A 12,662-nucleotide genomic window follows, 5' to 3' on the forward strand; every position below is an offset into this window, starting at 1 on the left:
ATTGGAACAAGTCAAAATTAAGCCTAATTTTGCAAAAGGCGGCTCGGTAAAACAGACTAAATTTCAGATGTAAAGCACATTGCTTTAAGTTAATCTGATAAAGGGCAGAGAACCTAACGCCTGACTGTAAGCGAACGTGGCTTCAAAAGGGTAGCTTTTATGCTAACGCCACCAGCCCCAGCATTAATACATGCACCTTTGCTATATATTTAGACGAAAATAAAAGCAAATCGTTAGCTGTTGTTCCTGCCTCTTTTTTTAATCGGTCTCTAAATTAACAATAAATTTGATTCCGATTAAGTTCTGTTTTTACATATTTAATAAGAGCAAAAAGTCTGCCGTAAATGCCTTAACAGGCTGTTTTTTAGAGGAATTAATATATATAAATAAGGAGTTAAAGAACCGGATGCCCGACATCATACATTTACTGCCTGATTTCCTTGCCAACCAGATTGCTGCCGGCGAGGTGGTGCAACGCCCCGCCTCGGTAGTGAAGGAACTGCTGGAGAACGCTGTGGATGCCAGAGCGACCAGCATTCAGGTGATAGTGAAGGAAGCAGGCAAGCTTTGGATACAGGTGGTGGATAATGGCATAGGCATGTCAGAGACAGACGCCCGCATGTGCTTTGAGCGCCACGCTACCTCCAAAATAGCTACGACAGAAGACCTTTTCCGTATCCGGACGATGGGTTTCCGGGGGGAGGCCATGGCCTCCATTGGTGCAGTGGCGCAGGTGGAGCTCAAAACAAAGCCAAAAAGTGCCGAGGCCGGAACTAAATTGCTGGTGGAAGGCTCGGCGGTGGTGTTGCAGGAGCCGACTGTAACACCGGAGGGAACCTCCATTACTGTAAAGAACCTGTTTTACAATGTGCCTGCCCGCCGTAATTTCCTGAAAACAAACGCGGTGGAAATGCGCCATATACTCGATGAGTTTCAGCGGGTAGCGCTGGCTTACCCTGAAGTTGCCTTCAGCCTGCACCATAACGATACGGAGGTGTTTAACCTGCCTGTTGGCAAGCTGAGCCAGCGTATAGTAAGCATTTTTGGCAGTAACTATAAAGAACAGATGGCTTACTGCGAGGAAGATACCACCTTCCTGACAGTAAAAGGATACATCGGGAAGCCGGAGCATGCCAAGAAAGCGCGCGGGGAGCAGTTCTTCTTTGTGAACAACCGCTATGTGAAGAGTGGTTACCTGAACCATGCGGTGATGACGGCCTTCGAAGGCCTGGTGCCAAAAGAAAACCACCCCTTTTATGTGCTGTTTATCGAACTGGACCCGGAAAAGATTGATATCAATGTTCACCCGACAAAAACCGAGATTAAGTTTGAGGATGAGAAAACAGTATATGCTATCGTGCATGCCGCTGTAAAGAAAGCCTTGGGTGCTTATAATATTGCCCCGTCGCTGGATTTTGAGGGAGATGTGAACTTTGCCCCGCTGCAGCCCATACGGGTGCAGGGCGGCTTCAATGAATTTGAGCCGGGAAGTAAACACAGAAGCGGCGGGAGCTCAGATTTTCCGGGCTTTACGCCTCCAGCCACCTCCAGAAGGGCAACCTCTAAAGGGTGGGAGCAACTATACGAGCCTATGCGGGAGCAGCCGCTGCAGGAGGAAAGTACCACCTCCGCCTCCTCAGGAATGGGTTTGCTTGATGAAGCCTTCGCAGCATCTGATATACCGGCAGCATCCTCCAACAAAGCCATCCAGATACACCAGAAGTACCTGCTGGTGCAGGTAAAGTCCGGGGTGATGATCATAGACCAGCAGGCAGCGCAGGAACGTATCCTGTATGAAAAGTACATGGCATCGCTGCAAAAGAAGACAGGTGCCTCGCAGGCGCTGCTTTTCCCCCAGACCGTGCAACTTTCTCCGGCTGATGCCGCTTTGCTGCATGAGTTGGCAGCTGAGTTTAAAGACATGGGCTTTCTGTTCGAAGATTTTGGCGGAAACACCATTATCCTGAACGGCATACCTGCCGACGTGCATGCTGTAAACGAAAAAGAGCTCCTGGAAGAATTAATAGAGCAGTATAAAAACAATTCGTCCGCCTCAAAGCTTGATAAGCGGGAGAACCTGGCCCGGGCCATGGCCAAACGCCTTGCCTCAAGGTCTCTGTCGCGCATGTCGGACCTAGAAATGAATTCTCTCGTAGATAAGCTTTTTGCGTGCCAGGTGCCAAATTATACCCCGGGCGGACAAAAGACACTCGTTATCATGCAGCTTGGCCAGTTAAATGATCTCTTCATGAAAGGCTGAAATCTAGCTGCGCTGTGACTTATCGTTAAATTTCTGTTTTGGATAACCTGATAAAACAAGGCTCTCCGGATTTAAATTTAAACAAGTACCTGCCCCGGGTAATGACCGGGGCAGGGTTTATACTTCTAAAATAAAACTCGCATGTTTAATATTACCCCTATGGTCAGGAATCTCCTGATCATTAATGTGGTTGTATACTTGTTGCAACTTAGTGGCGTAATCAGTGTCGAAACATTCGCACTACATTACTTTGGCTCTGATTATTTCCGGCCTGTACAGCTGTTCACGCACATGTTTATGCACGGCAGTTGGGGGCATATTTTCAGTAACATGTTCAGCTTGTTTATCTTCGGACCCATGCTGGAGCGTTTCTGGGGGCCACAGCGGTTTCTGGCCTTTTACCTGATTACGGGTTTAGGAGCCAGCCTGCTGTATTCGGGTGTGCGTGCGTATGAGCTGAACCAGCTGGAGGCGGAAACAATGCACTACATCGAAAACCCGGACCCGGCCCGCTTCTATAATTACATGGAGGAGCATTTTTCGGGTGGTTATGAGCGCGGGTTCGCGGTAGAGTACCAGCGAAACCCTGATAACGAATCGTATATAGAAGAAAGCAAGCAAGCCGTACGTTATGTGTTTAGCCGTATGTATAACAGCCCGATGCTGGGAGCCTCGGGTGCTGTTTTCGGGATTCTGATGGCTTTTGGCCTGCTGTTCCCGAACCTGGAGCTGATGCTGCTGTTTTTGCCTATACCCATAAAAGCGAAATATTTTGTGCTGTTTTACGGCGCATATGAATTATACACTGGCTTTAACCGGACACCCGGCGATAACGTAGCACACTTTGCGCACCTAGGAGGTATGCTGTTCGCGTATATACTTGTAAAGATGTGGCAGCGAAACGATTATCAGGATAATTTCTAAAACTATAATGAGCATTATTGAAGATATAAAGTACTCTTTCCGGCAGTCCAGCAATACATTGAAGCAGCTTATCCTGATCAACGTTATTGTTTTTGTGGTGCTGATCGTAATGCGTACGATCTTGGTTTTAACAGGCGGAGGAGAGATATATGGCCTCATAATGCGCTACCTGGCGCTTAACTCCTACCCCCTCACCTTCATTACCCGTCCATGGACGCTGATTACGTATTTCTTCACCCATGAAGGCTTTCTGCACATCATCTTTAATATGCTGAACCTGTATTGGTTCGGGCAGATAGTGCGCGAGTACCTGGGCGAGAAAAAGCTGCTCAGCCTGTATGTGCTGGGTGGTTTAGCGGGCGGTGTGCTGTACCTGCTCTGCTACAATTTTATTCCTTATTTTGCTGACCGTGCTGCTTATTCTATGATGATTGGTGCCTCGGCAAGTGTGCTGGCTGTGGTGGTGGGGGCTGCTACTTTGCTGCCAAACTACTCCTTCAACCTGATTCTGATAGGCCCTATCAAGATAAAGTACATCGCGGCCTTTCTGGTGCTGCTATCTATATCGGGTGCTGTTGGCGATAACGCCGGGGGTAATATCGCGCACATTGGCGGCGCTATCCTGGGTTGGGCCTTTATCAAGCAACTGCAGCGAGGCAACGACATGGGGCGGCCCATACATGCCATTCTTGGCTTTTTCTCCGGTTTGTTCAACCGCCGGCCAAAGCTGAAAGTAACGCACCGCCGTACAAATGCTGCCTCAGGTCCGGCAAACGGAAACAGGTCTGCTTTTGGCCAGGTGGGCAAGCCAAGCCAGAACGAGATAGACCGTATCCTGGATAAGATTTCGAGCTCCGGTTATGAAAGCCTGTCAAAAGACGAGAAGCAGAAGCTGTTTCAGGCAAGCCAGAAGGATTAAACCTAAAACCCGACACCACTTTTATGGCTGTTTTTCAGAATACACCCGAAGAGTGGCAGCGGCTGGATTGGTCTATCCTGCAGAACGGCTACACCTGCCTCTACTCCCGTAAAGAATTCCTGCTCATTGATATCAGCTGGTTCCGGAAAGAACGCTACAGGGTGCTTGAGTTTGATTGCTCCCGGTGGGAGGAGGACGAACAGAAAATGCATGACGAACTGAAGCAGAAGCTGAGACTGACGGATGCCTACGGTAGTAATTTTGATGCTTTAGAAGATAGCCTGAAGGAGGTTACCATAACGGGCAAAGGCATGGTGCTGGTGCTGCACCATTTTGATAAGGTGGAGAGGAAAACAGCCCAGGACCTGCTCAACATTTTAGCCGGGGCCTCACAATGGCACCTGCTGCTCGGCGAACGGTTGCTGACCCTGCTGCAGGTAGACAGTCCCCGGGTGACGTACGAGCCAGTAGGGGCAAAGCCTGTTGCCTGGAACCCGCATGAGTGGCTGGGTTTACCATGAGAAAAAATTGATTCCAGAGTATAAAACAGCAGCGGCGCCCCCGATAGAGAGCGCCGCTGCTGTTTTACTTTAAAAGAAGGCTATGCCTAAGCGTTGGCAGACATCTTGTCCAGTGCTTCCATCACTTCCTTCACATGGCCACGTGAAGTTTCCAGAAGCTGCTTCTCTTCGTCGTTCAGCTGCAGTTCGATTACTTTCTCGATACCGTTTTTACCAAGAATAACCGGCACACCCAGGTATACACCATCAATACCGTACTCGCCTTCCAGTTTCACGCAAACAGGGAACACACGGCGCTGGTCGCGCACAATGGCCTCCACCATCTGGGCAGCCGCTGAGCCTGGTGCATACCATGCAGAAGTACCCATTAGTTTCACCAGTTCACCGCCACCTGTTTTGGTGCGCTCTATGATGGCATTCAGCTTGTCTTCTTCAATCAGTTCCGTTACCGGAATACCGCCTACCGTCGTGTAGCGCGGAAGTGGCACCATCGTGTCGCCGTGGCCACCCATCAGTACAGCCTGGATGTCTTTCGGAGAAACGTTCAAGGCCTCAGCCAGGAAAGCTCTGTAGCGGGCAGTGTCCAGGATGCCGGCCATACCCATTACTTTTGTGCGTGGTAGTTTAGAGGTAAGGTGCGCCTGGTACGTCATCACATCCAGCGGGTTAGACACGACAATGATGATGGCGTTTGGCGAGTGCTTTACGATGTTTTCCGTTACTGACTTCACGATACCTGCGTTGGTAGAAATAAGGTCATCGCGGCTCATGCCTGGTTTTCTTGGGAGGCCGGAGGTGATCACCACAACATCTGAGTCAGCAGTGCGGCTGTAGTCATTTGTTACCCCAACAGTGCGGGTGTCATATAAGTTGATAGGGGCTTTCTGCCAGATATCAAGCGCTTTGCCCTCAGCAAAACCTTCTTTAATATCCACTAAAACTACTTCGTTCGCGATTTCGCGGTAAGCCAGCACATCGGCGCATGTTGCCCCAACGTTACCTGCTCCTACTACAGTTACTTTCATTCTGGATATGCTTTTTTGGGTTTAAAATTAGGTTGTCTTCTGTAAATCTAAGAAAATCTATGTATTAATAGGTGGTAATCTGCATTTTACTAACAGGTTTTGTGAAGCGCGTATCACGATCTGTCCCCATACTGTATAAGCGCTTGTATACGTAATCACCGAAGATGGCCTGAATACGGATACAGCTGCTTTTTAAAGGTAGTATTTGCTGATTTCTTTGCGGGTCGTGCTACATGATATGAATCAGGAAATACGCTGAGCACTTATCTCCACCACCTTCTGTGTCTTGTCTGTTACCTTAAAGCGGTTGTCTGGCCGTAAGCCTACCACCCAGGCTATGGATTGTTCAGATACTAATACCAGTGTTTGAGGTTTAAGGTTGGCCGGTACTTTCTTATCTATCAGGAAATCGCTGATTTTTTTCTTCCCGTTCATGCCAAGGGGCACAAACCAGTCGCCTTCCTGCCAGGCCCGCAGCTTTAGCGGAAACTTTAGCTGGTCTGCATCAAGTGCTGCTACGTGTGGTTTGGTGTTCAATTTGTATGAATCGGCATCCACATACCGGATGCTGAAGCGCATGTTGCCTGCTTCCACAGTGGTGTCGCCTTCTGCGATGGCAATGCTCCCAAAGCTGCTGATGTTCCTGGGCGTGATTACCAGCTGGTCCCGGTCTTTTACGAGGGTGTGGGTAGGGGAGTCGAACTGCTTTCCGGAAATACCATCCAGTGCCGCTACGAGTTCCAGCACTACACTATAGCTGAAGTTGTAGGGCCGGAGCAGTTCGTGCAGCACCACTGGCAGGCCAGTCGCTTGTTGCAAGGGCTGCAGTGCCACGTATACGGCCTCTTCTGCCTCCTTCACACTTTGCCCGCGCAACTGGTCAATATAGGCAGCCACAATAGCTTCAGCATGGCTCACCCGCTCGGCCGTGTGCTGCATGGTTTCTTCCAGGCTCGGGTTTATTTCCTTCAGTACCGGAATTACCTCATGCCTGATCTTGTTACGCTGGTACTTGGTGGTTTCGTTGGAACTGTCTTCGCGCCAGATGAGCTTGTTCATCGTCACAAATTCATAGATGTCGTCCTTAGTGACTGGCAGCAGCGGGCGGATGATATGGCCGTTTCGGGCAGGGATACCGTGCAGCCCTGCAATACCGGTGCCCTTGGTCAGGTGCAGCAATATGGTTTCGGTTGTGTCGTTGCTATGGTGAGCGGTGGCTATGTGATCATAGTTCTCCTGCTGCCTGACAGATTCGAACCACTGGTAGCGGAGGGTGCGGGCTGCCATTTGTATGGAAAGCTTCTCCTGTTCGGCAAAGGCGCGGGTATTAAAGTTCTCTGTAAAAAAGGGCACGTCGTACTTTTTGGCCAGCTTTTTGACAAACAGCTGATCAGCCTCGGCATCCTCGGCACGCAAGCCAAAGTTGCAGTGGGCGATGGCAAAGGTATACTTCAGCTGGTGCAATACTTCGCAGAGCACTACGGAGTCAATACCACCGCTAACGGCAGCTAGTATTCTGCTCTCTGGCTGGCAGAGGTGATGGGATTGTATGAAATCTGAAACTTTCTGTAGCATAAAGCAGCGGCTGATAAATTTTTTCTAATTTTGAAATAAAATAAGACACAGGATGTAAGACACAGGACACAAGAAGGTTTCTACCAAGAATGCTTTCAAATAAAGTCTCGTGTCCTGTGTCTTACGTCTTGCATCCAAAACTTAAATGAATAGCACAAAATTACTGTTTTCCCTTGTCTTTACCCTGATGACCTTAACGGTTTTCGGGCAGCAGCGGCCACAGCCACAGCAAGGGCAGGCAGAGAGAGTACAGCTGCAGGGGGCTGAGGATTTGATTGGCGGTACGTTTAACGGCCGCGAAATCGTGAAGCTCATAGGCAAAGTAGTGTTCAAGCAGAACGACACCTTTCTGTATGCCGACTCCGTGTACCAGTACCGTGACAGCAACATGAACATGCTGGAGGCTTTCGGCAACGTTCGCATCAACCAGGCCGACTCCGTGACCATCACTGGAAATCATGCAATATATGATGGTACGCTGCGCACCGCTAAAATGACGGGCAACGTAATGATGCGCGACCCGCGCATGACCCTGAACACACCCAGCCTGGACTATGACCTGAACACTAAAACGGCAGTGTATACCGAGGGCGGTGTGATTGTGGACCCGGAGAACCGACTGGAAAGCCGCAGAGGCTCCTACGACCTGAACAACAAGCTGTACACCTTTCAGCAAAACGTAAAGGTGACCACCAAAGACTACAAGATCACCTCTGAAAACATGAAGTATAACACCCTCTCCAAGGTGGTGTATTTTCAGGGGCCAACTGTTATCAAAGGGCAGCAGGGCGATCTGTATGCCGAGGAAGGTACCTACAACACCCTCACTAAGATATCTAATTTCGGGCGTAACGCCTATATCCTGACGCCTGAGTACCGCCTGGGCGGAGACAAGATGTTTTATGACCAGAACACCGGATATGGCTTTGCAGAGCGGAATGTCACCCTAAAGTCGTTGAAGGATGATGTGACCATATATGGCCAGACAGGCCGCTACTGGCGCAACAAGGGGGAAGCGAAGGTATACGGAAACCCCGTAATGGAGACCATTCTGGACCAGGATACGCTGTACATGTCGGCCGATACGCTTTACTCCCGGGAGGCCAAGGATGCAAAGGCTGCCAGTATGATTTTCGCTTACCCGAACGTGAAAATTTTTAAGTCTGACCTGCAGGGCAAGGCCGACTCGCTGAGCTATAACCGTACCGATTCCCTGATGCACCTGAATATCAATCCGGTACTCTGGAGCGACAACAGCCAGCTGGTGTCGGATACCATCCATATTGAGTTGCGCAACAAGACCATCGACAGAATGTATATGTACAGCAGCGCCTTTATATCCTCTGAAGACTCGCTCAGGAACTATAACCAGGTTAAAGGCCGGGACATGACAGCTTTTTTCCAGGAGGGTAGAATCAGGCGGGTAAACGTGAACGGGAATGGCGAAAGCTTGTATTATGCCCTGCAGGGCGATACGCTGATGACGGGAATGAACAAAGCCATTTGCAGCGACATGGTGCTGAAGTTTGCAGAAAATAAATTGAAGACCATTTCGTTTCTCGTGCAGCCTGATGCCAGCTTTGTGCCGCCGCATGAGCTGAAGGAAGAAGATAAAAAGTTAGATGGTTTTACCTGGATGGCAGAGCTGCGGCCTACGAAGCAGGAGGTACTGGCAAAACGCACTGTTGTGGTAAAACCCCCGGAAAAGCCAAAGCAGCAAGCTCCTACAGCACAGGCAGTCGAAAAAAAGAAGAATCCTAAGAAGAAAAAGTAAGAGGTTTACTCCTTCATCCGGCCATTCTTAAATCATTTTTGTAAATCATTCTGATATTCTATAATTTTGCCTGTTCATGAATAAAGGCTTTTTAAATACCGTCGTACTTTTTTGCCTGTTACTGCTGGCCAGTAGCTGTAGCAACTTTCAGAAACTTCTGAAGAGTAACGATGTCAACAAGAAATACCAGGCAGCCCTCGAGTATTACGAGAAGGAGGAATTTTACCGCGCCTCACAATTGTTAGACCAGGTAACTCCACTGCTTGCTGGTACGGAGAATGCAGAGAAAGCCTTGTTTTACCAGGCGCAGTCGCATTACATGCAGGGCAACTACATCCTGAGCGATGCGTACTTCCGCAATTTCTATACAACGTATCCGCGTAGCCCATTGGCCGAAGAGGCAATGTATATGCAGGCGAGATCACTGTATCAGCAGTCTCCCAGTTATCAGGAAGATCAGACGCCAACTATAACCGCTATCGGAGCTTTTGAGGAGTTTATAACGCGCTACCCCGCCAGCGAGCATGTGCCGGAGGCGAACAGGACCATCGAAGAACTGTACCTGAAGCTAGATAAGAAAGAGTTTAACCAGGCGCGCCTGTACTACCAGTTGCGTTACTGGCGTTCTGCTGTGGTGGCCTTTAATAATTTCCAGCGGGAGCATGCTTCTTCTCCATACAGCGAGGAGGCGGCTTTTTTAAAGCTGGAGTCACAGTACCGCTTTGCGATGGAAAGTATCCCAAGTAAGCAGGAAGAGCGCTTCGACGAGGCCATCGACTATTTCCAGAGCTTCGTAGACCAGTATCCTGACAGCAAGTTTAAACGTAATGCGGAGCAGATCTACGATCAGGCAAGAGGCGAGCTTGAAAGAATAAGAAAAAACAAACAACAAGAGAATTCATAAATATTATAATATGGCATCAGTTCCAGCATCAATCGTTACCCGCAACATGGCCGACTTTGCAGCGCAAACCGGCAATGTGTACATGTCTGTGGCAGTAATTTCTAAAAGAGCAAACCAGATTTCTGTAAAGCTAAAAGAGGAGTTAAACTCTAAATTGGCTGAGTTTGCAACGACTGTAGACAACCTGGAGGAAGTTTTCGAGAACCGTGAGCAAATAGAAATTTCTAAATACTATGAGCGCCTGCCAAAGCCTACCAACCTGGCTGTAGAGGAGTTCCTGGAAGGCAAGGTTTACGTTAGAAACCCTGAAGACGAGCCTCAGGAGGACGTTAACCTGTAATACAGGCGAATGCTGCAGGGCAAAAAGATTATATTGGGAGTTTGCGGAAGCATTGCTGCGTACAAGGCAGCACTACTGGTCCGCCAGCTCATAAAAGCAGAAGCAGAAGTACAAGTCATTTTGACTGCTTCTGCTTCTGAGTTTATAACCCCTCTCACACTGGCCACACTTTCCAAAAAGCCTGTGCTCAGCCAGTTTGTGAAAGACGAAACCGGCACATGGAACAACCATGTGGACCTTGGGCTTTGGGCAGATGCCCTGGTGGTAGCCCCGGCAAGTGCCAACACCGTGGCAAAGTTCGCGAACGGTTTCTGTGATAACCTTCTTTCCGCCACCTACCTGTCGGCACGCTGCCCTGTGTTTGTGGCTCCTGCCATGGACCTGGATATGTACCGGCACCCGGCGGTGCAGGCTAATTTCACAAAGCTGCAGGGCTATGGTAACCGCATTATAGAGGCGGGATACGGCGAGCTGGCAAGCGGCCTGGTAGGGCAGGGGCGGATGGCGGAGCCGGAAGAAATTGTTCAAGTACTTCAGAACTTCTTTGGAGGTGACTCAAAAATCATTTAAAGGCAAAACAGTATTATTAACCGCTGGGCCAACACAGGAGCCGATAGACCCGGTTCGTTTTATAGGGAACCACTCTACAGGTAAAATGGGCTACGCCATAGCAGAATGCTTTGCAGCGCACGGGGCAACCGTGCAATTGGTGGCAGGGCCTACCAACCTGCACGCCCATCATTCCAACATTACCGTTACCAACGTTACAACCGCCGATGAAATGTATGCCGCTGTACTGCAGCATGCTGATGCAGCTGATATTCTGGTATTTGCCGCTGCCGTGGCTGATTATAAGCCAAAAGTAATTGCCGATAAAAAAATCAAAAAATCAGGGAACGAGCTGACGATTGAACTGGTTAAGAACGTTGATATAGCAGCGGCGCTGGGCGAGCGTAAAAAGCCGGGGCAGTTTTCAGTGGGCTTTGCCCTTGAGACCCACGATGAGAATACGAATGCCCGCGGCAAGCTGAATAAAAAGAACCTGAATATGATTGTGCTGAACTCCCTGAATGATAACGGGGCAGGTTTCAGGCACGATACAAATAAAATTACTGTTATCGAACAGGAAGCCACCACCGCCTTTGAGCTGAAGCCAAAGAGTGAAGTGGCACAGGATATCGTCAACCTAATCTGGGACAGGCTACATGGTTAAGAAAGTATTTGTACTGCTGATGCTGTTGGGCACGGCCTGGGCTGCCAAAGCGCAGGAACTTCAGTGTGAAGTAGTGGTGAACAGCGAGCAGGTACAGTACACTGACCGGCAGCTGTTTTCGGACATGCAAACCCGTATTTCTGAGTTCATGAACAACCGCCGCTGGAGCGATCAGCCTTACCGGCCGGATGAGCGCATCAAGTGCCGGATGCTGATTAACCTGACGGCCATGCCTGAAATTGGTACCTTCCAGGCAAACGTGCAGGTGGTATCGCTGCGGCCGACTTACGGCACCGGTTATGAGACGATTCTTTTCTCGTTCATAGATAAAGACTGGACCTTTCAGTATAATACAGCGCAACCACTTGATTTCGCTGAGAACAATTATACCTCCAACCTTTCCTCCATGCTGGCTTTTTATGCCTATATGATTGTGGGGGTGGATAACGACAGCTTCGGGCGCTTGGGTGGTGCTCCTGCTTTTGACAAGGCAAGAAACGTACTGAACATTGCTGCCTCACAGGGATCCGGTTATGCGGGGTGGAAAGCTTTTGACGGCAACCGAAACCGTTATTGGCTGATAGATAACCTGCAGGACCCGCAGTTCTTGCCTTACCGCGAGGGAATGTACAACATGCACCGCCACGGTTTGGACATCATGGCGGAGAACCCGGAAAAAGCACGGACAACTATGCTGGGTATTTTAGCGGACCTGCAGCGCCTGCAGCAGCAGAAACCCAATTCCGCTGTGCTGCGTGCCTTCTTCGATGCAAAGTCTGATGAGCTGGTGAATATGTTCAAAACGGCTGCTCCTGCCCAGAAACAACAGGCTTTTACTGTCTTATCGCAGGTAGACCCCACCAACAACACGAAATACGAGATTTTGCTAAAACGCTAAAAATTTTAGGATTTCGCTAAAACAGCGTATCTTCACGCAGCCGGCGTCAAAGCCGGGATTTTACCTATATCCCTATGGGCAAGCGGCAGAAACGCATTTTCAGAAACAATTTACTTAACCACGTCCAGGAACTGTTGCAGCGAAGAACAGTGCAGGTAGTGCTGCGCAATAAAGTGGTGCTGAATGGTGACATTACCAAGCTGACGGACGAGGAGCTACTCCTGACTGACCACCGCTTTGGGAAACATACGATGCCTGTAGATGAGATTGAAGAAATTATCTACGATATAGAAGCTCCGTACTAGTGGC

At 49.3% G+C, this 12,662-nt stretch carries 11 protein-coding genes and 1 pseudogene; 10 read left to right on the forward strand and 2 right to left on the reverse strand.

Annotated elements, in window-relative coordinates:
* Positions 1–406: 406 nt before the first annotated feature.
* From mutL to ACYVB1_RS05920, 4 genes are all read left to right on the forward strand, one after another.
* Complete coding sequence (gene mutL, locus ACYVB1_RS05905; protein WP_460921670.1) at positions 407–2,260, forward strand: DNA mismatch repair endonuclease MutL; 1,854 nt, start codon at positions 407–409, stop codon at positions 2,258–2,260.
* Positions 2,261–2,401: 141 nt separating this feature from the next.
* Positions 2,402–3,184, forward strand: coding sequence for a rhomboid family intramembrane serine protease (locus tag ACYVB1_RS05910; protein WP_460921672.1), 783 nt, complete (start codon positions 2,402–2,404; stop codon positions 3,182–3,184).
* Positions 3,185–3,191: 7 nt separating this feature from the next.
* The gene (locus ACYVB1_RS05915) at positions 3,192–4,103 is read left to right on the forward strand and encodes a rhomboid family intramembrane serine protease (RefSeq protein WP_460921674.1); all 912 of its coding nucleotides are present in this window, start codon (positions 3,192–3,194) and stop codon (positions 4,101–4,103) included.
* A gap of 23 nt (positions 4,104–4,126) precedes the next feature.
* Complete coding sequence (locus ACYVB1_RS05920) at positions 4,127–4,624, forward strand: barstar family protein (RefSeq protein WP_460921676.1); 498 nt, start codon at positions 4,127–4,129, stop codon at positions 4,622–4,624.
* An 86-nt stretch (positions 4,625–4,710) separates the two neighbouring features.
* Here ACYVB1_RS05920 and mdh read toward each other — a convergent pair whose 3' ends face one another.
* Positions 4,711–5,649 (reverse strand): malate dehydrogenase, encoded by a 939-nt coding sequence (gene mdh, locus ACYVB1_RS05925; protein WP_460921678.1) that lies wholly within the window; start codon positions 5,647–5,649, stop codon positions 4,711–4,713.
* 243 nt (positions 5,650–5,892) lie between these two features.
* The gene (tilS, locus tag ACYVB1_RS05930; protein WP_460921680.1) at positions 5,893–7,224 is read right to left on the reverse strand and encodes a tRNA lysidine(34) synthetase TilS; all 1,332 of its coding nucleotides are present in this window, start codon (positions 7,222–7,224) and stop codon (positions 5,893–5,895) included.
* Between the two features lie 145 nt (positions 7,225–7,369).
* On the opposite strand from tilS, the gene ACYVB1_RS05935 reads away from it, so the two are divergent.
* The 6 genes and pseudogenes from ACYVB1_RS05935 to ACYVB1_RS05960 all read left to right on the forward strand — a co-directional run bounded on the left by ACYVB1_RS05935 (position 7,370) and on the right by ACYVB1_RS05960 (position 12,658).
* On the forward strand, positions 7,370–8,998 hold the full coding sequence (locus ACYVB1_RS05935) for an OstA-like protein (protein WP_460921682.1): 1,629 nt from the start codon (positions 7,370–7,372) through the stop codon (positions 8,996–8,998).
* A 76-nt stretch (positions 8,999–9,074) separates the two neighbouring features.
* Positions 9,075–9,902 (forward strand): outer membrane protein assembly factor BamD, encoded by an 828-nt coding sequence (locus ACYVB1_RS05940; protein WP_460921684.1) that lies wholly within the window; start codon positions 9,075–9,077, stop codon positions 9,900–9,902.
* Between the two features lie 10 nt (positions 9,903–9,912).
* Entirely contained in the window at positions 9,913–10,242 is a 330-nt protein-coding gene (locus ACYVB1_RS05945) for a DNA-directed RNA polymerase subunit omega (protein ID WP_460921686.1), read from the forward strand.
* A 9-nt stretch (positions 10,243–10,251) separates the two neighbouring features.
* Positions 10,252–11,455: pseudogene (gene coaBC, locus ACYVB1_RS05950) on the forward strand (bifunctional phosphopantothenoylcysteine decarboxylase/phosphopantothenate--cysteine ligase CoaBC).
* On the forward strand, positions 11,448–12,353 hold the full coding sequence (porD, locus tag ACYVB1_RS05955; protein WP_460921688.1) for a type IX secretion system protein PorD: 906 nt from the start codon (positions 11,448–11,450) through the stop codon (positions 12,351–12,353). The pseudogene coaBC and the gene porD overlap by 8 nt, the downstream one beginning before the upstream one ends.
* Before the next feature lie 74 nt (positions 12,354–12,427).
* Positions 12,428–12,658, forward strand: a complete 231-nt coding sequence (locus ACYVB1_RS05960; protein WP_460921690.1) for a hypothetical protein — start codon at positions 12,428–12,430, stop codon at positions 12,656–12,658.
* The last annotated feature ends 4 nt before the right edge of the window (positions 12,659–12,662 follow it).

The sequence above is a fragment of the Pontibacter brevis genome, from assembly GCF_054779655.1.